20 protein-coding genes and 2 tRNA genes are annotated in these 23088 nt (G+C 67.1%); 11 read left to right on the forward strand and 11 right to left on the reverse strand.

Going from position 1 to position 23088, the window contains the following annotated elements; translation table 11 throughout:
- The first annotated feature begins 25 nt into the window (after positions 1-25).
- On the forward strand, positions 26-310 hold the full coding sequence (locus AB9O74_RS12120) for a DUF1294 domain-containing protein (RefSeq protein ID WP_346489956.1): 285 nt from the start codon (positions 26-28) through the stop codon (positions 308-310).
- Positions 311-351: 41 nt separating this feature from the next.
- Here the strand turns inward: AB9O74_RS12120 and AB9O74_RS12125 are convergent, their stop codons facing one another.
- The 3 genes from AB9O74_RS12125 to cydD form a co-directional block, all read right to left on the reverse strand.
- A complete protein-coding gene (locus AB9O74_RS12125) occupies positions 352-1650 on the reverse strand; it encodes a S41 family peptidase (RefSeq protein ID WP_369349458.1) in 1299 nt (432 codons plus the stop codon).
- 120 nt (positions 1651-1770) lie between these two features.
- Positions 1771-3441: a thiol reductant ABC exporter subunit CydC gene (cydC, locus tag AB9O74_RS12130; protein ID WP_369349459.1), complete on the reverse strand. Its 1671-nt coding sequence runs from the start codon at positions 3439-3441 to the stop codon at positions 1771-1773.
- A complete protein-coding gene (gene cydD, locus AB9O74_RS12135) occupies positions 3438-5168 on the reverse strand; it encodes a thiol reductant ABC exporter subunit CydD (RefSeq protein WP_369349460.1) in 1731 nt (576 codons plus the stop codon). Before cydD ends, cydC begins: the two co-directional genes overlap by 4 nt.
- Before the next feature lie 227 nt (positions 5169-5395).
- Between cydD and AB9O74_RS12140 the strand changes: the two genes are divergently transcribed.
- From AB9O74_RS12140 to AB9O74_RS12160, 5 genes are all read left to right on the forward strand, one after another.
- A complete protein-coding gene (locus AB9O74_RS12140) occupies positions 5396-6985 on the forward strand; it encodes a cytochrome ubiquinol oxidase subunit I (protein WP_176989428.1) in 1590 nt (529 codons plus the stop codon).
- Positions 6986-7000: 15 nt separating this feature from the next.
- A complete protein-coding gene (gene cydB, locus AB9O74_RS12145) occupies positions 7001-8155 on the forward strand; it encodes a cytochrome d ubiquinol oxidase subunit II (protein WP_369349461.1) in 1155 nt (384 codons plus the stop codon).
- A 30-nt stretch (positions 8156-8185) separates the two neighbouring features.
- Positions 8186-8299, forward strand: coding sequence for a cytochrome bd-I oxidase subunit CydX (cydX, locus tag AB9O74_RS12150; RefSeq protein WP_019182852.1), 114 nt, complete (start codon positions 8186-8188; stop codon positions 8297-8299).
- Positions 8300-8347: 48 nt separating this feature from the next.
- A tRNA-Pro gene (locus AB9O74_RS12155) sits at positions 8348-8424 on the forward strand.
- 139 nt (positions 8425-8563) lie between these two features.
- Positions 8564-8640 (forward strand) — tRNA-Pro (locus tag AB9O74_RS12160).
- Positions 8641-8720: 80 nt separating this feature from the next.
- Here the strand turns inward: AB9O74_RS12160 and AB9O74_RS12165 are convergent.
- Entirely contained in the window at positions 8721-9119 is a 399-nt protein-coding gene (locus AB9O74_RS12165) for a hypothetical protein (RefSeq protein ID WP_369349462.1), read from the reverse strand.
- A gap of 5 nt (positions 9120-9124) precedes the next feature.
- Complete coding sequence (locus tag AB9O74_RS12170) at positions 9125-9397, reverse strand: hypothetical protein (protein ID WP_369349463.1); 273 nt, start codon at positions 9395-9397, stop codon at positions 9125-9127.
- Positions 9398-9958: 561 nt separating this feature from the next.
- On the opposite strand from AB9O74_RS12170, the gene AB9O74_RS12175 reads away from it, so the two are divergent.
- The 5 genes from AB9O74_RS12175 to pgaD all read left to right on the forward strand — a co-directional run bounded on the left by AB9O74_RS12175 (position 9959) and on the right by pgaD (position 17196).
- Positions 9959-11170, forward strand: coding sequence for an MFS transporter (locus AB9O74_RS12175; protein ID WP_176989424.1), 1212 nt, complete (start codon positions 9959-9961; stop codon positions 11168-11170).
- A gap of 346 nt (positions 11171-11516) precedes the next feature.
- Positions 11517-13553 (forward strand): poly-beta-1,6 N-acetyl-D-glucosamine export porin PgaA, encoded by a 2037-nt coding sequence (gene pgaA, locus AB9O74_RS12180; RefSeq protein WP_369349464.1) that lies wholly within the window; start codon positions 11517-11519, stop codon positions 13551-13553.
- A gap of 16 nt (positions 13554-13569) precedes the next feature.
- Positions 13570-15459, forward strand: a complete 1890-nt coding sequence (gene pgaB / locus AB9O74_RS12185) for a poly-beta-1,6-N-acetyl-D-glucosamine N-deacetylase PgaB (protein ID WP_369349465.1) — start codon at positions 13570-13572, stop codon at positions 15457-15459.
- A 7-nt stretch (positions 15460-15466) separates the two neighbouring features.
- Positions 15467-16714, forward strand: coding sequence for a poly-beta-1,6-N-acetyl-D-glucosamine synthase (gene pgaC, locus AB9O74_RS12190; protein ID WP_369349466.1), 1248 nt, complete (start codon positions 15467-15469; stop codon positions 16712-16714).
- Entirely contained in the window at positions 16711-17196 is a 486-nt protein-coding gene (gene pgaD, locus AB9O74_RS12195; protein ID WP_346478174.1) for a poly-beta-1,6-N-acetyl-D-glucosamine biosynthesis protein PgaD, read from the forward strand. Before pgaC ends, pgaD begins: the two co-directional genes overlap by 4 nt.
- A 99-nt stretch (positions 17197-17295) precedes the next feature.
- Here pgaD and AB9O74_RS12200 read toward each other — a convergent pair whose 3' ends face one another.
- The 6 genes from AB9O74_RS12200 to AB9O74_RS12225 form a co-directional block, all read right to left on the reverse strand.
- Entirely contained in the window at positions 17296-18558 is a 1263-nt protein-coding gene (locus AB9O74_RS12200; protein WP_369349467.1) for a glutamate-5-semialdehyde dehydrogenase, read from the reverse strand.
- A gap of 116 nt (positions 18559-18674) precedes the next feature.
- Positions 18675-19823, reverse strand: a complete 1149-nt coding sequence (gene proB, locus AB9O74_RS12205; protein WP_369349468.1) for a glutamate 5-kinase — start codon at positions 19821-19823, stop codon at positions 18675-18677.
- 13 nt (positions 19824-19836) lie between these two features.
- Entirely contained in the window at positions 19837-20097 is a 261-nt protein-coding gene (locus AB9O74_RS12210; protein WP_176989417.1) for a YciI family protein, read from the reverse strand.
- A 70-nt stretch (positions 20098-20167) separates the two neighbouring features.
- Positions 20168-21463, reverse strand: a complete 1296-nt coding sequence (gene argH, locus AB9O74_RS12215) for an argininosuccinate lyase (protein ID WP_179458471.1) — start codon at positions 21461-21463, stop codon at positions 20168-20170.
- Between the two features lie 74 nt (positions 21464-21537).
- Positions 21538-22491 carry an N-acetyl-gamma-glutamyl-phosphate reductase gene (gene argC, locus AB9O74_RS12220; protein WP_176989415.1) on the reverse strand — a complete coding sequence of 318 codons (954 nt, stop codon included), beginning with the start codon at positions 22489-22491 and terminating at the stop codon, positions 21538-21540.
- On the reverse strand, positions 22488-23087 hold the full coding sequence (locus AB9O74_RS12225; RefSeq protein WP_369349469.1) for a GNAT family N-acetyltransferase: 600 nt from the start codon (positions 23085-23087) through the stop codon (positions 22488-22490). The genes argC and AB9O74_RS12225 overlap by 4 nt, the downstream gene beginning before the upstream one ends.
- Between the last annotated feature and the right edge of the window lies 1 nt (position 23088).

Genomic DNA, 23088 nt, shown 5'->3' on the forward strand with positions numbered 1-23088 from the left:
GGCGGCGGCAGGCGCGTTGGTCGCGATGGCGATTACCGGGTTGTTACCGCAGTGGCTGGGCGCATGGTACGCACTCACCAGTGCTGTCGCCTTTGCGCTCTACGGGCATGACAAACGCGCCGCACGCCTGGGCAACTGGCGCACACCCGAGCGCACCCTGCAGCTGCTGGCCTTCGCGGGTGGTTGGCCTGGCGCGTTGCTGGGCCAATCCGTGTTCCGCCACAAACACCGCAAGAGCGCATTCCAGTGGGTGTTCGCCCTGTGCGTGCTGGCCAACGTCTCGGCGCTTGCGGTGCTGCTGCGGGCATGAGCCCAAGAGTATTCAGTGCATGTGGCGCTGCTTCACTGCGACTAGCGTAGCCACGCGGCCGCCATGTCGATGGCGTCCTGATCGCTCGAAACGCGTTCCTCGGGTTTTATCCCGTCCGGATAGGCCTCACCCGAGCGATCAACCATCACGGCCCTCGTCAACCGGAGCGCGCCACCGTCAGGCAGCGGATAGGAGCGGTTGGCTGTTGCGAGACCTGCCGTCGGCTGCCCGAAGAACCGGGTACCCGGGCGGGCTCTGAAGGCGACGGCAACGGCTTCTCCAGAGCTTGCGGTCTTCGGGCCGACGAGAACGGCCACGCGGCTGCTGGAAAGGTCGACTCCGCATGCACGGCGGGATTCTGGGCGCCAAGCGGTGGCAGTGCCGTTGCGGTCCCGGGATGCGCCAATATTTCCGTTACCCAGCAACGGTTGCAATCCGCTGAGCATCGGCCACATGTTGCCGCCCGTGTTCTGGCGCAGGTCGACGATCCAACCCTTGGCTGACGTCGGCGCCAATCGTTCGATCTGCTCACAGAGCTGGGAGGTAAAAGCTTCACCAGCACTTGCTTCGGTCCCGCGCAGGCCCGGCACCAGAACGTAACCGATGTCCTGCATCTGCCTGGCCTCGATGTCTCTCGATGCAACAGCGGTCTGGCGGTACGCGGCGGCTTCCCTGGGGTGTTGCAGGAAGCTGTGGCGATCTGCCAGCAGATCCAAAACCGCTCTGATGCTGCCATAGGCCTCTTGTGCGGGGAGGCTTTTCAGTGCCGGCGCCAAGCGCGCCTTCTCCTCGGCGGACCAGTCAACGTTCCCGGCGTTCAACGCATTGGCGCGGATGGTGGTGAGGGCATACTCGACCATGTCATAGGCGGACACGCCGCCCGACGTGGCAGCCTCGGCCGTCAACACGAGCCCTTGCACAGCGACATGCCCGGCGCTGTCGAGCGTGACACCGAGCTTGAGGGTGGTCGTTCCGGACGGAATGTAAAGACGGAGCTCTCTCGCCTGCGCGCCCACGCCGGCACGCACGGGCGCGCCAGCTGAACTCGCAAACGCCAATCGCCCGTTGGCGCCGTCCGCACGCACCCACAGCGCGGCACTGCCTGCGCCATCCTCGACCCGTAATCGTCCAGCTAAACGAACCTCTCGCCCCTGGAAAGGACGGGCGTCCATCGAGGTGATGGCGCCGACGAATTTCTCCGTGCCGGTCGATTCGGCGGACAAGCGCAGGTCCGCTCCGCCGTCCTCCAGAATGTCTCCCGTACCCGAGGTGATTGAGTTGACGCTGGTGCCTTTCCAGACCGTGTCGGCCGAGACCCCGCCGCTGAGGAGCCCCAGCATCAGGAGGAACGCTGCTCTGCACTTCATGCTCAACATCCTTGTTCACGTTGAGACACGATCCTAGTTCAAGCACATTGCATCCGCCAGACAGCCCGCAGGTGCTTTCTGCCGCCCCCCGATCTACTCCAACCGCCCCTCCCGCAGACGATGACTGCGATGCACGATGCCCTCCGGCAGTTCGTCGTGGGTGATCATCAACAGACTGCGCTTGCCCAGCGCATCCACCATGTCATGCAACAACGCATGCGCGGTGTCCACATCCAGGCCTTCGGTCGGCTCGTCCAGCACCAGGATCGGTGCGTCGCGCAGCAGCGCACGCGCCAGCGCCAGGCGCCGTGCCTGCCCGGCCGACATGGTCGCGCCGTTCTCGCCGACCCACGCCGACAAGCCGCCGATCTGCTCGGCCCACGCGTGCAGACGAACCTCCGCGAGCACCTGCCACAAGCGCGCGTCGCTGGCCTGTACATCGCCGAGCCGCAGGTTGTCGGCGACGGTGCCGGCGAACACCGGCGCATTCTGCGGCAGCCAGGCGATCTGACGATGCCAGTCTGCCTGGGCGAAACGGCGGATATCGGTATCGCCATAACGCACGCTGCCGGCCTCCGGATCCCATAGCCGCAGCAGCAGCGAAGACAGCGTGGTCTTGCCACTGCCACTGTCACCGCGGATCGCGATCCGTTCGCCCGGGGCGAGCTGCAACTGCACCTGGTCCAGCAGCACGCGCGCCTGGCCGGGCCAGCGGAACACCACCTGATCGAACCGCAGCGTCGCGGGCACCGACGGCACGGCCACGGGCGCGTCGGCTTCCACCACGCCCGGCGCCTGGTCCACGATGGCTTCCAATCGCACCGCGGCGACGCGGCCCGACAACCACGACTGCCAGGCCAGACCGATGCCGGCCCACAGCTCCAGCAGTGCAACGGTCAGGAACACCAGCGCAGCGGCCAGCGCGGCATCCACACTGCCGCGTTCGAAGGCATGCAGGGCCAGCCACAGCATCGCGACCAGGCCACCCGCGCCGCACAGACCATGCAGTGCGTTGCCACTGATCAGCCGCCAGCGGCGACGCTTGTCACGCGACTTCAGCTGCTTGGCCGCCACCAGCACGCGCTGGTTCCAATGCTCATGTGCCTGCAGCGCGGCGAGGTCGGCCGCGCCTTCCAGGCCTTCGAACGACTGGGTGCGCAGCTGCGCGCGGTGCAGCGCGCGGTCGCGCTCCTGGTCGGCGGCGCCACGCACGGTCAACCACGGCACGCCGATGCCGATCAGCACTGCGAGCACCGCCAGCAGACCGGCCGCAGGTGGATAGATGATGCCGGCCGACACCACCGCGACCAGCGAGATGCCACCGAGCGCCAGCAGCGGGCCGATCGCGCGCACCAGCAGACCGTCGACCTCGCCGATATCGGACATCAGCCGCGCCAGCAGCTCACCGGTGCGCACCCCTGCCAACCGCGCCGGTGCCAGCGGCAGCGCGCGACGGAAGAACCACACGCGCAGATCGCGGGCGATGCGCAGGGTGACATCGTGGCCCACCAGCTTTTCGAAGTAGCGCGACACGATCCGCGCCATGGTCAGCCCGCGGATGCCCGCCGAGGGCGAGAAGAAGTTGAAGCCATTGCCGAGCCCGGCCGCCCCAGCCAAGGCGGCGGCGGTCAGGAACCCACCGGACAGCCCGAGCAACGCGGTGCCGGCCAGCATCGTGGTCCACAGCAGCAGCACGGTCAGCAGCAGGCGGCCGCGATGCCGGGCGAACACACCTTTCAGCGAATCGATGTGGGCGGCCTTCATGGCGTCACCTCCGAAGCCAGCCGCGCGCCGCCGGCGGTCAGGGTCAGGCGGGTGTCGGCCCAGCGCATCGCGGTCTCGCTGTGGGTGGCGATCACCACGCTGCGCCCGCGTGCGAACGCCGCCAGGGTGCGCAGCAGATCGGCTTCGGTGTCGGGATCGAGGAAGGCGGTCGGCTCGTCGAGCAGCAGCAGGTGCGGATCGCGCAGCAGCAGCCGGGCCAGACCAATGCGGCGCGCCTCGCCGCCGGACAAGCCGAAGCCGCGTTCACCGATCACCGTGTCCAGGCCCTGCGGCAGTGCGGCCGCAAAGCGCATCACCTGAGCGGCTTCAGCCACGGCGCGCAGATGCGCATCGGTCGCGCCGGGCGCGGCCAGGCGCAGGTTGTCGGCGATGGTGCCGTGGAACAGATACGGGCGCTGCCCGGCATAGCCCACGTCCAGCCCCGGGCGCAGCACGATGCTGCCCTCGCGGGGTGGCAACCATCCGGCCAGTGCTTCCAGCAACGTGCTCTTGCCGCTGCCACTGGGGCCGACCAGCGCCACGCGTTGCCCCGGCTCGATCTGGAAAGAAAGGTGCTGCACCACATCGTGGTGCGCACCGAGCGGACGCAGGCTCACGTCGCGTACGACCACCGGCGGCGCGTGCTGTTCGAGCAGCTCCGGGACGCGCGCGGTGGCGGGCGGCGCGTCATCGATAACGGCGGCGGCAGGCAGTTCGCCGAGCAGGTGCTCCACTTCCGCCGCGGCGGCCAGCGCATTGGCGCGGTCGTGATAGTGCGCGGCCAATCGCCGCAGCGGCGCGTAGAACTCCGGTGCCAGCAGCAGACAGAACATGCCCACGCCCAGCGTCGGCACCTGCGCATGCAGCGACATCAGGCCGAGATAGCTCAGGCCCAGATACAGCGCGACCATCGCGACGCTGACCGAGGCGAAGAACTCCAGCACCGTCGAAGAGAGGAAGGCGATCCGCAGCACTTTCAGGGTGCGCTCGCGCACGCCCTCGGCCGCGCTCGCCACGCCGTCCAGCTCGGCCTCCCCTCGCCCGTAAAGACGCAGCAGGCCAAGTCCCTTGATCCGATCGGCGAAGTGACCGCTCATCCGCGCCAGCTCACCCAGCTGCGCACGGCCGGCGGCTTCAGCGCCCCAACCGACCAGCATCATGAAGAACGGCACCAGCGGCGCGGTGAACAACAGGATCAGCGCGATCACCCAATCGGTCCAGGCCACGGCGACGGCGATCAGCAACGGCACCACCACCACTTCGATGCGGACCGGCTGATAGCCGGAGTAATAATTCTCAATCGCATCGGCATGGGCGAGCATCAGTTCGCCGAGTTCACCGGTGCGTTGCTGGCGCAGCCACAGCGGACCGCGCCCCAGCAGTCGCTGATAAACCCGTTCACGCAGGGCCAGCCGCGCCGCATCGGCGACATCGCCGGCCGCGGCCTGGGTCGTACTGCCGAGCAACGTGCGGATGCACAGCACCGCCAGCAGTCCCAGCAGCACCGGCGTGGCCTCGGCCAACGGGCGATGATCGACCAGCACCGCCTGGATCAGCCAGGCGATTGCGGCGGCCTGCGCGATCAGCAACGCGCCGGACAGGCAGATGCAGATCGCCGCGAGGCGCTGCTTGCCGCGCGCGGCCGTTGCCAGCCCGCCCAGCCAGTGCAGGCGCTGACGGCGCAGGGCGGTTGTCTCACCAAGGGGCGCGTCGGGGGGTATGCTCAAAACAAGTCACTGGCGGCCACAGGGAGGTTCCGTCGATTGTAGTAGGTGCTGGCCCCGTCCCCGTGCGGCCAGCGGTCGCAGGGGTGGGAGCGCATACGATCCCCGCGTGAGTGTCTTTGTACATTGATCTGAATCAAGGCTGTTTGAAGTTGCTGGTCACAGAATTCACCCCGTAGACCCCCCTTCCCGCCACCTGAAACGGCAAAACCCAACGAGGTAGCCAGGCCATGATTGATCAGACAGTCGTAGAACTGTCGCGGCTGCAATTCGCTCTGACCGCGATGTACCACTTCCTTTTCGTTCCCCTCACGCTTGGCCTGTCGTTCATGGTGGCCATCATGGAGAGCGTCTACGTCATGACCCGGAAACAGGTCTGGCGCCAGATGACGCTGTTCTGGGGCACGCTGTTCGGCATCAACTTCGCCATCGGCGTCGCCACCGGCATCGTGATGGAATTCCAGTTCGGCATGAACTGGTCGTACTACAGCCACTATGTCGGCGACATCTTCGGCGCACCGCTGGCGATCGAAGGGCTGATGGCGTTCTTCCTGGAAGCGACCTTCATCGGTCTGTTCTTCTTCGGCTGGAAGCGGCTGACCCCGGTCAAGCACCTCACGGTGACCTGGCTGATGGCCCTGGGCACCAACCTCTCGGCGGTGTGGATCCTGATCGCCAACGGCTGGATGCAGAACCCGACCGGTGCGATCTTCAATCCGGAAACGATGCGCATGGAGGTGGTGGACTTCGCCGCCGTGCTGTTCAACCCGGTGGCGCAGGCCAAGTTCGTGCATACGGTCAGTGCCGGCTACGTGACCGGCGCGGTGTTCGTGATGTCGATCAGCGCCCTGTTCCTGCTGCGCAACAAGCACAAGGACATGGCCCGCCGTTCCTTCGCGGTGGCGGCGGCCTTCGGCCTGCTGTCCTCGCTGTCGGTGGTGGTGCTGGGTGACGAAAGCGGTTATGCCGCCAGCGAACACCAGAAGATGAAGCTGGCCGCGATCGAAGCGATGTGGGAAACCGAGCGTGCCCCGGCCGACTTCACCGCCTTCGGCATTCCGAACCAGACCACCCATACCAACGACTACGCGATCAAGATCCCGTACCTGATGGGCCTGATCGCCACCCGTTCGCTGGACCAGCCGATCCCGGGCATCCTGGAGCTGGTGGGGCGCGCCGAGAACCGCATCCGCGGTGGCCAGCTGGCCTACGGTGCGCTGGAACGCGTGCGCAAGGACAAGAACGACGTCGAAGCGCGCGAGATGTTCGACCGCCATTGGCAGGATCTGGGCCACGGCCTGCTGCTCAAGCGCTATCGCGAGGACATCCTCAACGCGACCCCGGAAGAAATCTCCAAGGCCGCGATGGATACCGTGCCGCGGGTCGCCCCGCTGTTCTGGACCTTCCGCATCATGGCGGGCCTGGGCTTCTATCTGATCGCCTTCTTCGCGCTGGCCTTCTACTACTCGTGCCGCCACAACTTCCAGGACAAGCGCTGGTTCCTCAAGCTCGCCCTGTGGTCGCTGCCGGCGCCGTGGATCGCGATCGAATGCGGCTGGTTCGTGGCCGAGTACGGTCGCCAGCCGTGGGCGGTGGACGGCGTGCTGCCGACCTTCTACGCCGCGTCGGGCCTGGCCCTGCATGAAATCCTGACCACGCTGGCGGTATTCACCGCGCTGTACACGGTGCTGCTGGTCATCGAAGTGAAGCTGATGCTCAAGGCGATCCGCAAGGGCCCGGACGACATCCTGCCGTCGCTGCAGGCTGCAGCCACGTCCCTTTCCCCCAATGCCGCTGCGCCGACCCACGGTCGGGCGTAAGGCAGGAGAACCCAGATGGAATTCATTGGACTCGATTACACCACGCTCCGCGTGATCTGGTGGCTGCTGCTCGGCATCCTGCTGATCGCCTGGGCGGTGATGGACGGTTTCGACCTCGGCGTCGGCACCCTGCTGCCGTTCGTGGCCAGGACCGATGACGAACGCCGGCTGGTGATCAACACCGTCGGCCCGGTATGGGAAGGCAACCAGGTGTGGCTGGTGCTCGGTGGCGGTGCGATCTTCGCCGCCTGGCCGCCGCTGTACGCGGTCAGCTTCTCCGGCTTCTACCTGGCGGTGTTCCTGATGCTGTTCGGGCTGATCCTGCGCCCGGTCGCCTTCAAGTACCGCAGCAAGATGCCCGGCAAGCGCTGGCGTGAGAACTGGGACCGTGCGCTGTTCGTCGGTGGCCTGCTGCCGGCACTGATTGCTGGCGTGGCGGTGGGCAACGTGCTGGTCGGCGTGCCGTTCCACTTCGATGACAGCATGCGCATCTTCTACACCGGCACCCTGATCGGCCTGCTCAACCCGTTCGCCCTGGTGGCCGGCCTGGTGAGCGTGGCGATGGTGGTCTCGCACGGTGCCGCGATGCTGGTGCTCAAGACCGATGGCCCGGTGGCCGAGCGCTCGGCCCGTTACGGCAGCATCGCGGCGGTGCTGACCTTCGTGCTGTTCGCCCTGGCCGGCGTCTGGGTGGCCTTCGGCCTGCCGGGCTATCAGATCACCTCGCAGGTGGTCACCGATGGCCCGACCAACCCGCTGCTCAAGACCGCTGCCGTCGGTGCGGTGGCCGGTGGCTGGCTGCGCAACTACCAGAGCATGCCGCTGACCCTGCTGGCCCCGATCCTCGGGCTGGTCGGTGCGCTGGCCAGCGCGGTACTGCTGCGGGCCCGCCGGGGTGGCCTGGCCTTCCTGGCCTCGGGTGCTTCGATCGCCGGCATCATCCTGACCGTCGGTTTTGCGATCTTCCCGTTCCTGCTGCCCTCCTCCAGCCAGCCGGGCTCCAGCCTGACGGTCTGGGACAGCTCCTCCAGCCACCTGACCCTGGGGATCATGCTGATCGCCACGGCCATCTTCCTGCCGATCATCATCGCCTACACCTCCTGGGTCTACCGCGTGATGAAGGGCAAGACCACGGCCGAAGAGATGGGCGACAACCCCAACGCTTACTGATGCGCCTCACGGCGCGATAGGAGACTTACCATGTGGTACTTCGCTTGGATTCTGGGTGCAGGGCTGGCTTCGGTCGTGGCCATCCTCAACGGCATGTGGTTCGAAGCCCGCGAGCAGAGCCGTACGGATCACGAAGAAGGCTAAAAAAAGGTTGCCGATCGGGTCTTCACACCGTATCCTTGTCGGCTCCTTCGGGGTGTAGCTCAGTCTGGTAGAGCGCTACGTTCGGGACGTAGAGGTCGCAGGTTCGAATCCTGTCTCCCCGACCACTTCGGTGGTCGTATTGAAGCCTGGGAACACGTTTCCAGGCTTCTTTATCAAGGGTCGTGGCAACACGGCACCGAAGGTGAAAAACGCGATCCCCCCTTGCCGCCGACCGGCGGGATCGATACAATAGGCGGCTCCTTACGGGGTGTAGCTCAGTCTGGTAGAGCGCTACGTTCGGGACGTAGAGGTCGCAGGTTCGAATCCTGTCTCCCCGACCATTTGATGGTCACAATCAAGCCTGGAAGACTTCAGTGTCCTCCGGGTTTTTTTGTGTCTGTTGATTGAGCCACTTCAGGAATCAGGACGATGGGCGGGCCTGACACGCCGGATAGCGGCTCGGAATGTCGCCTTCGCAGGTACCGGTGTAGCGGTAGCCTTTCCCCAACATGCAGCGCTGTGCCGTATAGAGCGTGTCGCGGGAAAGATCGGCCGTTTCCCTGCCCGTGGCACCTTGCCGGTCCGGCGAGATGTTCCCACTGCGTTGGCCCCCGCAGGCCTGCCAATCCATGTCACGCACCAGCGTGCCCGCGTCCGGCCTGTTCCAGTCGTGGCCCGGCGGGACCAGGTGCCGGGTCGCGGCGGGATGTCCATTCATCCACATGCCACCTGCGCCACAGGCGGTCAGGCCAGGCAGCACTCCCAGTACCGCCATCACACCAATGAAACCCCTTCGTACGAACAGCAGCCTCGTTGACATCGCTCCTACTCCACCGGGAATCCACGACGGACAAACTCGAACCCGTTGCCGATCATGCATGCGTCGTAAAGCTGGCCCAGCCGGGCGTTGATCTGTCTGTACCGCTTCTTCTGGGCAGCCGTGCGTTCGGCATGCCAGACCTTCGTGATCACAGCACCCTCCTTGAGCAGCCCCGCGTACTCTGCGTCGTTGCGCATCTCCTGACTGCATCGTTGCCGCACCCGGTCCGCGTCGGCCTTGCTGGTACCGGCCTTGCGCCAGTACTGCCGGGTGGGCATGACCCGGACGGAACCCGCCGGAATGGGTCCCCTGTCCGCCGTCGCTACCTGGTCAGGCACGGCAGGAGCAGTGGCGCAACCTGCCACCGTAAGAAGTAGAGTCGCCACCAGCAGCGAGGTGTACCCCCTCGCATGTCCTTGCCTCCGAACCTGCCTCATGCATTTCGTCCTGGTTGTCCGCAGCCGCCTTGCTTCTGGCATGCGGGATATCGACTGCGTATATCCCCATCCACATGCCGCCGATGCCACAACTGGCGAGCATCAACGTCGTACCGGCCAGTAGAAGCCTGTTTCCTGCACGCGGGACACTCATGGTACGGCCACGACGCGCACTGCCCGGCTCATCGTACAACCCTGCACGTTGCCCGCCACTCATGTCAGCCCCCCCGGCGGCTGCCGGCGCGACCTGCCGGGATCGAACCCGTACAATGGACGGTCCTGGCCTCGCCTTCGGCGCCGGCCCAGTCCCCTACCCCGCAGATGCCGGCCGCTGGCCGGTCTCTGCCGTTGCACCCGCGCGCCGGCATGGCCGCGGTGCGCCACCTGTCAGGAAACATGCTGATGACTCACCCCACCTCACCGTCCCAGTCCCTGCTGCACGGACGCCTGCTGGCGTTTGCCGCGATCCTGCTGGCCGCCTTGAACCTGCGCACTGCGGTCACCTCGCTGACCCCGCTGCTGGATGTGCTCGGCCAGACGTTCGGCTTCGGCACCACGATGACCGGCGTGCTCGGCATGCTGCCCACCGCGGCCTTCGCGCTGTTTGGCGTCACCACCCCGGCCGTGGCGCGCCGCCTGGGCCTGGAGCGCACCGCGCTGCTGGCGATGAGCCTGGCCACCGTGGGCCTGCTGCTGCGCTCGATGGCCGGCGGCGTGGGCAGCCTGCTGTTCGGTTCGGTGGTGGCGCTCGCCGGCATGGGCATCGGCAACGTGGTGGTACCGCCGCTGGTGAAGCGCTACTTCGCCAACCGCGTGGGCACCATGAGCACGCTCTACATCACCGTGCTGCAGATCGGCACGATGATGCCGGCACTGCTGGCGGTGCCGGTCGCGCAGCAGGCCGGCTGGCGCGTGTCGCTGGGCATCTGGGCGCTGATGTCGCTCGCCGCCGCGCTGCCGTGGCTGATGCTTTCGCGTGCGCGCCCGCATCCGGACACCATCAGCGCCGCCAACGACCCGTCCAGTGCGCCGCACGGCAAGGTCTGGAAGACGCCCCTGGCGTGGGGCATGACGCTGATGTTCGGCATGACCTCGCTGATGACCTATTCGATGTTCACCTGGCTGCCGCGGATCGTGGTCGAAGCCGGTGCCACGCCGGCCTTCGGCGGCATCATGGTCGCCATCTTCGCTGCCTGCGGCCTGCTGCCATCACTGACCATGCCGGCGCTGGCCGTGCGCCTGCGCAATCCCTTCGGACTGGTGCTGATCGGCTTCAGCGCCTTCCTGATCGCCTTCGCCGGCCTGTTGTTCGCCCCGATGAAGGCACCGTGGTTGTGGGCGGTGCTGCTCGGCATCGGGCCGTCGACCTTCCCGCTGGCGTTGACCCTGATCAACCTGCGCACCCGCACCCCGGCCGGTTCGGCCGCGTTGTCCGGCTTCATGCAGGGCGTGGGCTATGCGTTCAGCTGCCTGGGCCCGTTCCTGTTCGGCTGGCTGCATGCGGTCAGCGGCGGCTGGCACCTGCCGTTCGGCTTCCTGGTGGTGTGCGCGGTAGTCCTGTTGTGCGCCTCCTGGGTTGCCTGCAAACCGCAGAAGCTCGAAGACCAGTGGTGAGTGCCCCGCTGCGTCCATCTACACGCGCTGTGCGCAACAGCTGACGTAGCGTGTCGCTAACTGACCCGCTGCGCGGCAACGGGTGATGTTCGGGTCCGCTGGCATCGCCAGCGGGATGAACAGCTTCATCGCGACGGAGTGCGTTCCCCATGCTGGCGACATGGCGGGAATCTTCAGTATTTCAACGACTTGTTCCTCCCCTCCGGGTGCCACCCGGGGGCTGATCGGCCGTACCCGGTTCTTGGCGATTTGGCACCAAGCGCGCAGTCAGGCACGACTGGCATGTGATGTGCGTCACAGTTTATGACGCTAATGCCATTCGAAAGGATGCTCCAAGGGGGGTTCCATGTACGACCATCGGCCGCTGGCGCTCGGCGTCGGCCTGGCATGTGCCGCACTCGCTTTCTCCGCTCCGGCTGCCTCATCCGCCGAACCGCGGGCCGACGCCCTGGCCGAAATCGGCCAGTTCCGGGACCACGCCCAATGGCTGGATGCGCTGGCGGCGATCGAGCGGGCCCGGGTGCAGTCACCAGATGACACCCTGCTGTATCGCCTTCAGGTATTGACCCTCTCGGACATCGGCAACGCGTACCGCGCGTGGCAGCTGTATCTGGCCCGCCCCGACCTGTTCGACACCGCCCAGAAAGAACGGCTGGAAGGCAATTACCTGGCCAAGCTGGTGGGCTGGAGCCTGGCCTATGGCCCCAGCGAGGACACCCGCCTGGACGAAGCCGACGCCGCGCTGGTGCAGATGCAGCAGTATCTCGAACGCGATGGCACCACGGTGCAGCAGGCGCCGCTGCGGATCCGCCATGACCGTCTGATCCTGCTCAACCGGCTGGGGCGCCATGCACAGGTGCGCGATGAGTACCGCGGCCTGCTCGCCGAGGGTCACCCCGTCCCCAACTATCTGCTGGCAGCGGTCGGCGATTCGCTGATGGCCACCCAGCATCCGGACGAAGCGATCCCGGTGCTGGAGGCCGCGCTCAAGGCCGATCCGTCGCTGCCGCAGGCCCGCTCCGAGCTCGCGTATGCGTACCTGGAAGACGAGCAGGCCGACACCGCGATCGCCCTGCTGAAGCGCTGGCAGGCCGATGAGCCGGCCTGGCGCTGGGCCAACGGGGCCAAGGCGCCGTACCCCAACTGGCCGCGCTACGAGGCCGACCTCAACCTGGCCATGGTGCGCGCCTACAGCGGCGACCTGCCCACCGCACAGCGCGATCTGGAAAAGATGGTCGAGATCGGGCCCGGCAACACCGGCACGCAATCCTCGCTGGGCAACGTCTACCTGATGCGCGGCTGGCCACGGCGGGCGCTGGAGCGCTACAGCATGGCCAACACGCTGGACCCGCGCGATGTGCCGGCGCGCCTTGGGCAGTACGACGCCTACGTGCAGGTACAGCGCGATGATCTGGCGCGGCCGATCCACGACACCCTGCTTGCCGCCTACCCCAACCAGCCGTCCGTGCAGCGCATGGACCGCAGTTGGCGTGCGCACCGTGGCTGGCAGTGGCATGCCTACGCCGAAGGTGGCCGCAGCTCCGGCGGTGGCGGTGCTTCGCCGCTGGGCAACGATGACGGCCGCTACGGCGTGGAAGTGCAGTCGCCGGTGCTGGACGACCGCTGGCGCCTGGTCGCGTTCGCCGATCGGCGCAGCGTGGATTTCCAGGACCAGACCATCGACCCGCTGCGGCTCGGCGCGGGCACGCGCTACCGCTACGGCCGCGCGGATGCGGAAGCCTTCGTCAACCGCGCCAACGACCACATCGGCGAGACCGGTCTCAGTGCCGGGTTCGGCTGGCAGTTCAGCGATCAGTGGCATGCCGGCATCACCGCCGCGCGCAACGACCCGGAGGCCTCGATGCAGGCGCGCGCCTCCGGCATCACCGCCGACAGCATCGCGCTCGCGGCCGACTACCGGCGCGACGAGCGGACCCACTGGAGCCTGGGCGCCAGCCGGTTCCGCTACGACGACGGCAACCGCCGCGACACCGTCAGCACCGCCATCGAACAGCGCTTGATGACCCGGCCGACCGTGTTCGTGGACGGTCTCGGCAGTCTGTACGCCAGCCGCGGCAGCCGCGACGACGTGCCCTACTTCAACCCCTCCGAGGATCGGTCGGTGGAGATCGGCCTGCGCGTGGACCAGCAGCTGTGGCGCCACTACGAACGCCACTTCAGGCATCGCCTGACCGTTTCGGTGGGGCAGTACTGGCAGCAGGGCTATGGCAGCGCGATCGTGCCCTCGGCCGAGTACCGCCACGAATGGCAGCTCGGCGAAGGCCGCATTTTCGAGTACGGCATCCGCTGGTCGCGACCGGTCTATGACGGACAGCGGGAACGACACATCGGCCTGGATGCCGGCCTGCGGTGGGGAGAATGAGATGCGGCACATCGACATGAAGCGCTGGTCCCACTGGCTGTTGCTGGCCCTGCTCGCCGTGGTGCTGCCGGCACAGGCACAGCAGACACCGGCCGCACTCGATGCCGCCGACAACGGCCTGCTTGTGCTGAGCTATCACGACGTCCGCGAGGAGGTGGCCGAGCGCGGGGACCCGGATGCGTATGCGGTCAGCACGCAGAACTTTGCTGCGCACCTGGACTGGTTGTCCGCGCATGGCTACCACCCGGTCTCGCTGTCGCAGCTGATCTCCGCCTCACAGGGGGGCACGCCCCTGCCGCCCAAGCCGGTGCTGCTGACCTTCGATGACGGGTTGCGCAGCGTGTACAGCAAGGTCTTCCCGCTGCTGCGCGCCTACAACTATCCTGCGCTGGTGGCGGTGATCACCGACTACGTGGACATGCCGGCCGGGCGCCAGATCGACTACGGCTACCGCCCCTTCACCCGCGACGATTTCCTGACCTGGGCGCAGCTGCGCGAGATGCAGAAAAGCGGGCTGATCGAACTGGCCAGCCACACCGACAACCTGCACCACGGCGTGCAGTCCAACCCGCAGGGCAACCAGACGCCGGCGGTGATCACGCGCATCTACGACCCGACCCGCAGGACCTATGAAAGCGCGGCCGAGTACGAGGCCCGCCTGCGCGCCGATCTGGGCCGCAGCGTGGAACGCATCCAGCGCAATGTCGGTGTCAGCCCGAAGGCGATCGTGTGGCCGTACGCCGCGTACAACGCGCTCAGCAACGATATCGCCGAGCAGCTGGGCATGCCGGTCTCGTTCGATCTGGAAGGCCGCAGCACCCCGGTCAAGCGCGATCTGCACGGCTTGGCGCGCCTGCTGGTGACCAACAACCCGACCGTGGTGCAGCTGGCCTACGAACTGCGTCGCGATGTGGAACGCGATGGGATGCGTGCGCTGCAGATCGACCTGGATGCGGTCTACGATGCCGACCCGGTGCAACAGGGCAAAAACCTGGATGCGTTGATCGACCGGGTCAAGAAGATCGGCCCAACCCACGTGTTCCTTCAGGCGTTCGCCGATCCCGACGGCAACGGGTCGGCCGATGCGCTGTACTTCCCCAACCGGCATCTGCCGATGCGCGCGGACCTGTTCAACCGGGTGGCGTGGCAGCTCAAGACACGCGCCGGGGTCAAGGTGTTCGCCTGGCTGCCGGTACTGGGCTACGAGCTCAAGGATCCGGCCATCCGCAGGGCGCTGGCCATCGAGAGCCCGGAAAGCGACGGCATCTTCCGGCTGGACTTCACCCGGCCGCAGGTGCGTCGGATCATCGATGACATCTACGAAGACCTGGCGATCAACGCGTACTTCGAGGGCCTGCTGTTCCACGATGACGCCTACCTGCGCGACACCGAGCTGACCCGGCTGCCGCAGGAAGGCGATGACGGTGCACGTACCCAGGCGCTGATCGATTTCACCCTGGAGCTGCGCAATGCCGCCCAGCGCTGGCGGCCGAAGCTGGGCACCGTGCGCAACCTGTATGCCCAGCCCGTGCTGGAACCGCAGAGCGCGAGCTGGTTCGCCCAGCGCCTGGACCTGTTCAACAAGGCCTACGACCACACCGCGCTGATGGCGATGCCGTGGATGGAAGGCAGCCGCAGCCCGGAACGCTGGCTGGACCGGCTGGTGGTGGCGGTGAGGCAGCACGATCCGCAGTTGTCGCAGACGATGTTCGAGCTGCAGACGCTGGACTGGCGCACTGGCAAGCCGATCCCCGGCGACCGCCTGCGCGCGCAGATCCGTCGCCTGCAGGCGCAGGGCGTGCGCCATTTCGCCTCGTATCCGGATGACTTCATCGCCGGACGTCCCTCCACGTATGACGCCCGCGCGGCCATGTCGGCCCGCAGCTTCCCGTACGAGGAAAAGTGAGGTCGCCATGCATCCTCTTCTCTACATTCTGTTCCAGTTCGCCTTCTTCTACCCGATGGTGATGGCGTTCTTCTGGATGTCCGGCGGCCTGTACTACTTCTTCCGGCGCGAACGCAAGGCGCGCGACCGCAATGATCCGCCGCCGATGGCCGCCTACCCGTCCGCCTCGATCCTGATCCCCTGCCACAACGAGGCGGAGAACCTGCAGGACACGCTCGACTCCGCACTCAGGCAGAACTATCCGGACTTCGAAGTGGTCGCCATCAATGATGGCAGCAGCGACGACACCGGAGCACGCCTGGATGCCCTGGCCGCCCTGCATCCCCGGCTGCGTGTCGTGCACCTGGACCGCAACATGGGCAAGGCCAACGCGCTGCGCATGGGGGCGCTGGCGGCGCGCTCGGAGTTCCTGGTCTGCATCGATGGCGATGCGATACTGGAGGAGTACGCCACCCACTGGATGGTCTGGCACCTGACCTCCGGCCCACGCGTGGGCGCCGTCACCGGCAACCCGCGCATACGCAACCGGTCCACCCTGCTGGGCCGGCTGCAGGTGGCCGAGTTCTCCTCGATCATCGGCATGATCAAGCGTGCGCAGCGGGTGTACGGGCGCATCTTCACCATCTCCGGCGTGATCGCCGCGTTCCGTCGTACCGCCCTGCATCGCATCGGTTACTGGTCCGATGACATGGTCACCGAGGACATCGACATCAGCTGGCGGCTGCAGCTGGACCACTGGGACATCCGCTACGAGCCCAATGCGCTGTGCTTCATCCTGATGCCGGAAACGCTGAAGGGACTGTGGCGGCAGCGCCTGCGCTGGGCGCAGGGCGGCGTGGAAGTACTGCTGCGGCATGGCGGCTCGCTGTTCCATTGGCGCAAGCGGCGGATGTGGGGGGTGCTGATGGAGTACATCCTCAGCGTGCTGTGGGCGTACACGATGCTGGCGATCATCGTGCTGTGGGCGCTGGGCAAGTTCATGGAGCTGCCGCCTGATCTGTATATCGCCACGCTGCTGCCGCAGTGGCATGGCGTGATCCTGGCCCTGGTCTGCCTGCTGCAGTTCGCCAGCAGTCTGATCATCGACCGCCGTTACGAAACGCATATAGGACGTAATTACTTCTGGGTGATCTGGTACCCGATGGCGTACTGGCTCATCAGTCTGTTCACGACCCTGGTGGCGTTCCCCAAGACGATCTTCAAACGTCGTGGCAAGCGCGCGGTCTGGGTCAGTCCTGACCGGGGTATCCGATGAACACCGTCAAATCCACCCGCCGCTTCGACTCGCGGCTGATCCAGAAACCGCGCCAGCAGCCGCGCCTGCAGCGCACTGCCTGGGGCTTTGTCACCATCGCCTTCTGGGCGTTCTACTTCTACCTGTGGGCACCGCTGGTGACGTTGATCTCGTGGCTGCTGGGCGGGCAGATGGCCTGGGCGCAACTGTACGAACAGAAGCAGACGATCGACCCGTTCGTGGTGATCGCGCTGCCGGTGATGCTGCTCTGCTGCGCGGCGCTGCTGATCGCCTGGGCCGAGTACAACCGCATGCGCTTCACGGGCAAGGAACGTCGGCTGCCGCATGACGATGTGACCCGCGCCGAGATCGCGCACGACCTCGGCGCGAGTGCCTCCGTGGCCGCGTCGCTGGCCGATGGCAAGTCGGTGACGCTGCACCTGGATGAGCACGCGCGGCCGGTACGGGTCACCGCGCAGGCATTGGCGGTCGCGTACGGGTAATCGCGCGGGCGTTGGCGGACCGGTAATGCCGGCCGCTGGCCGGCTCCACGGATTGCCAGGATGCGAAGGAGGAGCCGGCCAGCGGCCGGCTCTACCGGGTCACGCGCGCGTCTGGCCTTCGCCGCGGACGACGAAGCGCTCGACGGTCAGTGCTTCCAGTCCCATCGGGCCATAGGCGTGCAGCCGGGTGGTGGAGATGCCGATCTCCGCGCCCAGGCCCAGCTCGCCACCATCGGAGAACCGCGAAGAGGCGTTGACCATGACCACGGCCGACCGCAGCGCCTGCACGAAGCGTTCGGCGGCGACCGCGTCCTCGGTGGCGATCACTTCGGTATGGTCCGAGCTGTACTGCTGGATATGCGCCAGTGCCTGATCGAGGTCCTTCACCACGCGCACCGCGATGATCAGGTCCAGGTACTCGGCGGCGTAATCGTCGTCGCTGGCCGGCCCGGCGTCGGGCAACCACTGCCGCGCCACCGCATCGGCACGGACCTGCACGCCCTGCCCGGCCAGTGCCTGCGCCACCAACGGCAGGAAGGTCGGCGCGATGTCGGCATGCACCAGCAGCGTCTCCAGCGAATTGCAGGCCGAGGGGCGGCTGCACTTGCCGTCCACCAGCAGGCCCAGTGCACGCGCGGGATCGGCGGCACGGTCCACGTACAGATGGCAGACGCCCTTGTAATGCTTGATCACCGGCACCCGTGCGTGCTCGGCCACGAAGCGGATCAGGCCTTCCCCTCCACGCGGGATCGCCAGATCGATCAGGTCGTTGAGCTGCAGCAGGGCCAGCATGGTCTCGCGGCGCAGGTCCTCGACCAGGGTCAGCGCGGCATCGGCGACACCGGCCTCGCGCAGCGCGCGCTTGAGCGACGCCGCGATGGCGGTATTGGAGTGGATCGCTTCCGAACCACCGCGCAGGATCACACCGTTGCCGGCCTTGATGCACAGCGCGGCCGCATCGGCGGTCACGTTCGGGCGCGCTTCGTAGATCATCGCGATCACGCCCAGCGGCACGCGCACCTTCTGCACGCGGATGCCATTCGGGCGCACATCGTCGCGGGTGACCTGCCCGACCGGATCGGGCAACGCGGCCACCTCGCGCAGCGCGGCGGCGATACCGGCCAGCCGCTGCGGGTTCAGGGCCAGGCGGTCCAGCATCGCGGTCCCGACGCCCTTCTCCGTCGCCGCGGCGAGATCGCGCGCGTTGGCGGCGAGGATCGCATCGGTATCGGCGTCCAACGCGGCAGCCATCGCCTCCAGCAGAGCGGCCTTGGCGGCGGAGGACAGCTGGGCGAGGTGCCGGGTAGCCTCGCGGCAGGCCAGCGCCTGGGTGCGGATGTCGGTAGTGGAGCTGGCGACCATCTCAATATCCTTGAAAAGACACGGTAGAGCCACGCCATGCGTGGCTGGGGGATGTCGAACAGACCCAGGTTGCGCAGCCACGCATGGCGTGGCTCTACCGTGGATGTTCTTACGCTTTACAGCAACACCAGATCGTCGCGGTGGATGACGTTGCCACCGTAGTTGTAGCCGAGCACGCTTTCGATGTCGCGCGAGTGGCGCCCGGCGACGCGGCGGATGTCGCTGGCCGAGTACTGGCTGACGCCACGGGCCAGGCAGACCTCGCCGGACTCGGTGCGTTGCCGGATCTCGATCATGTCGCCGCGGCGGAAGTCACCCTCCGCGCCGACCACACCGCCCGGCAGCAGCGAGGCGCCCTTGCCACGCAGCGCATCGGCGGCGCCCGCGTCGACCAGGATCGCGCCGGGCTCCAGCGGTGCGTGGCGCAGCCAGTACTTGCGTGCCGCCACGCGGGTCTGCGCGGCGTGGATGCGGGTGCCGAACAGGCGCCCCTGACTGAGCGCACGCACGACCTCGGCACTGCGCCCGTTGAACAGGCAGGTCTCGATGCCGACGCGGCCCGCCTTGGCCGCCGCCTCCAGCTTGGTATGCATGCCGCCGGTGCCGGCACCGCTGCCGGCCCCCCCGGCCATCGCCAGCACCTCGACGGTCAGCTCAGGCACATCGTGGATCGGCCGTGCCTGCGGATCGCGGCGCGGATCGGCGCTGTACAGGCCGTCGATATCGGTGGCGATGAACAGCACGTCGGCGTCGATCAACGCGGCCACGGTGGCAGCCAGATTGTCGTTGTCGCCCAGCTTGAGCTCATCCACCGAGACCGTGTCGTTCTCGTTGACCACCGGCAGCGCGCCCAGCCGCAGCAGCTCGTTGAGCGTGGCGCGGGCATTGAGGTAACGGCGGCGATTGCGCAGGTCGTCGTGGGTCAGCAGTACCTGGGCCACCGGGCGCTCGAAGAAGCGCTGCCACAGCCCGATCAGCTGCGCCTGGCCCAGCGCGGCAAGCGCTTGCCGCGCGGCCATCGCCGCCCCGGCTTCCAGCGCGCGGGGCACGATCGCCCGGCCGGCCGCGACCGCACCGGAGGACACGATCACCACCTCCCGACCGGCCAGCACATTGGCCGAGACGAACTGGGCCAGGCCGAGTGCGTGGCGCGGCGAGAGGCCGCCGCCATCGGCCGCCAGCAGGCTGCTGCCCACCTTGAGGACGGCACGTTTCCACTGCGGAACGGCTTGTTCGGTGAACGGCGAAAGCACGGACTGGTTCATGTGATCGGCGCGCTCAGCGCGTGCTCCATTCGTGGATGCGGGCGGTGGCACTGCCGTGCACCAGCAGCGGATCGGTGTCGACCAGCGCCTGCGCTGCGGCCAGGTCGGCGATGTCCTGCAGCACGTAGGCGCCGCCACTCTTGTCGGTGAAGCCACCGGTCAGCAGCAGCTGCCCGCGGGCCCGCACCTCATCGAGGAAGCGCACGTGCTCGGCACCGACCTCATCGCGGAAGTCGGGGGTGCGGGTGACCACTACCAGGTAACAGGTTTTCATGTGAGTCCTTTTCGCGGGCAGTGCCCGGCAAGACGTTACAAAAACGGCGGCCTTGCGGCCGCCGTCGTGATTACACCAGTGCGGCCCAGCGGGCGCGCAGCGCATCCAGCCGCAGGTCGGCCGCCGCGCCGGGCGACACGCGCGCGGCCAGGCTGCCTTCGGGGGTACGCCCCTGCCCGGCCGTATCCGCCGCGGCGGCCGCGGCCTTGTAGGCCTCGCGGAACGGCACGCCGGCCACCGCCGCTTCCACGGCGACATCAGTGGCGTACATGCCCGAGTCGATCGCCGCACGCAGCTTGTCGTCGCGCCATTCCAGGTTGGCCAGCAGCGCCGGCAGCAGTTCCAGCGCGGCCAAGCCACGGCCGAAACCATGGAAGATCGCGCCCTTGCTGCTCTGCAGATCGCGGTGGTAGCCCGACGGCAACGACAGCAGCTGCTCGATTTCGGTCCGTGCCGCGGCCACACTGGCGTGGGTAGCGCGCATGAGCTCGATCACATCCGGGTTGCGCTTGTTCGGCATGATCGAACTGCCGGTGGTGTACTGCGCCGGCAGCGCGACGAAGCCAAACTCGCCGCTGGTGAACAGCGACAGGTCCCAGGCAATGCGACGCAGATCCAGGGTGGCACCGCCAAGCGCTTCCAGTGCGGCCAGCTCGAACTTGCCGCGCGACAGCTGCGCGTAGATTGGCGAGATCTGCATCCGTGCGAAACCGAGCGCCTCGGTGGTGTGCGCGCGGTCGAGCGGCAGGTTCACGCCGTAGCCGGCGGCCGTGCCAAGCGGATTGGCGTCGACCAGGTTGAAGGTGTCGTGCGCGCGGATCGCATTGTCGATGAAGGCCTCGGCCCAGCCGGCCCACCACATGCCCGCCGAGGACACCACGGCGCGCTGGATGTGCGTATAGCCCGGCACCGGCAGGTCCTTCTCGGCCTCGGCACGGTCGAGCGCGACCTTGGCGATCTCGCGGCTCAACTCGGCCACGCGCAGCAGCTTGTCCTTCAGCCACAGCCGGGTCGCGACCAGGATCTGGTCGTTGCGGCTGCGGCCGGTGTGGATCTTGCGGCCGGCATCGCCGAGGCGCTCGGTCAGGCGCGCTTCGATCGCCGAGTGGCAATCCTCGAAGCGCTCATCCAGCACGAACGCGCCGCTGCGGAAATCCTCTGCAAGCACGTCCAGCTCGCGCTGCAGGCCGACGCGCTCGTCGTTGCCGAGGATGCCGATGTTCTCCAGGCCCTGCGCATGCGCCTTGCTGGCCGCCACGTCGTACAGGAAGAACTCGCGGTCCAGGATCACATCATCGCCGGCCAGGAAGGTCTGGATCTTGGCGTCTACCGCGACGCCGGGCTTCTGCCACAGAAGGTCTGCCATGTCTTGCTCCGTAGGCGGATTCGCTCCGCCGGGTTGTCAGGGCGCGCGCAGGGGCCGCGCAGCGCCGTGGGAATTCAGTGCGGGATCGAGGCCAGTTCGTCCAGGCCCAGCGCCAGGTTGAGGTTCTGCATCGCCTGGGTCGCCGCGCCCTTGAGCAGGTTGTCCAGGGTCGCCACGACCACCACGCGCTTGCCGCCCGGGGCCACGTCGAAGCCGCCGATCTGCACGCCATGCCGGCCGGCGATGCGGCTGACCCACGGTGCTTCGTCGAGCACTTCGATCAGGGCTTCATTGGCGTAGTACTTCTGGTACAGCGCGATCACGTCCTCACGCTTGACCACCGTATTGAGCCACAGGTTCACCGTCATGGTGATGCCGCGGAAGTGCGGCGCCACATGCGGCATGAACTCGACCGGCACGCGCAGGTGCGCGGTGACTTCGCGCTCGTGCACATGGTTGGTCAGCGCATACGGCATCAGGTTGTCGCGCAGCAGCTCGGGATTGTTCTTGTCCGAGGGCGTGGTGCCGGCACCGGAGTAACCGGAGACACCGAAGCACTGCGGCGGGCCGGCCAGCTGCTGCAGCAGCGGGCTGATCGCCAGCTGCATCGCGGTGGCGTAGCAGCCGGGGTTGCTGATGTGCTTCTGGCCCAGGTAGTCGCCACGGGTCAGTTCGGGCAGGCCGTAGTACCAGCTCGGCTCGAAGCGGTGATCGGCCGACAGGTCGACGATCACCGTCTCCGGCTTCGCCGCATCCAGCGCGGTGACGAACGGTGCGGACAGGCCATTGGGCAGCGCCAGGATCACCGCGTCCATGCCTTTGGCGGCGACCGCGTCGGCATCCAGGTTTTCGAACTGCAGTTCACCCTGCCAGTCGCTATGGTGGTCGCTCACGCGCTGGCCGGCCAGCTCGCGCGAAGAGACGAAGCCCAACTGCAGGTGGGGGTGTGCGGCAATCAGCTTGATCAGCTCCGCGCCGGTATGGCCGCGGGCGCCGACAATGCCGACGGTGAAGGTCGTGGTGCTCATGCGTGTGCGTCCAGGCGGTGCTGCAGGTGGCGTTTCACCCCCTGCCATTCCGCATCGATGATGGAAAAGATGACGGTGTCGCGCGGGGTGCCGTCCGGGTGGCGCTTGTGGTTGCGCAGCACGCCATCCTGCTTGGCGCCCAGGCGCGCGATCGCGGTGCGCGAGGTGAAGTTGAACCAGCTGGTCTCGAATACCACGCTCAGGCATTCCAGCCGCTCGAAGGCGTGGGTGAGCAGCAGCAGCTTGGTTTCGGTGTTGATCCCGGTGCGCTGGGCGGCCTCGCCGTACCAGGTGTAGCCAATGCTCAGGCGCGGCACCTCGGCTTCCAGGCTGTAGTAGCGCGTGGTACCGACGACCTCATCGGCCTCGTTGAGGACCACGAACGGCAGCACCTTGCCTTCGGCCTGCGCCTGCAGCGCGGCCTGGACGTAGCCGGTCATGGTCTTCGCGCTGGGCACCTGGGTGTACCAGAGCTTGGACAAAGTGCCATCCCCCAGTGCACCGCGCAGGCCATCGATGTGCGCCATCTGCAGCGGCTCCAGCCGGGCATGTGCGCCGGCCAGTGTGGGGACTTTGGTCCAATCGGCAAGATTCATC

The organism is Stenotrophomonas sp. JAG2 (assembly GCF_041080745.1).
Lineage (GTDB): Bacteria > Pseudomonadota > Gammaproteobacteria > Xanthomonadales > Xanthomonadaceae > Stenotrophomonas > Stenotrophomonas maltophilia_AA.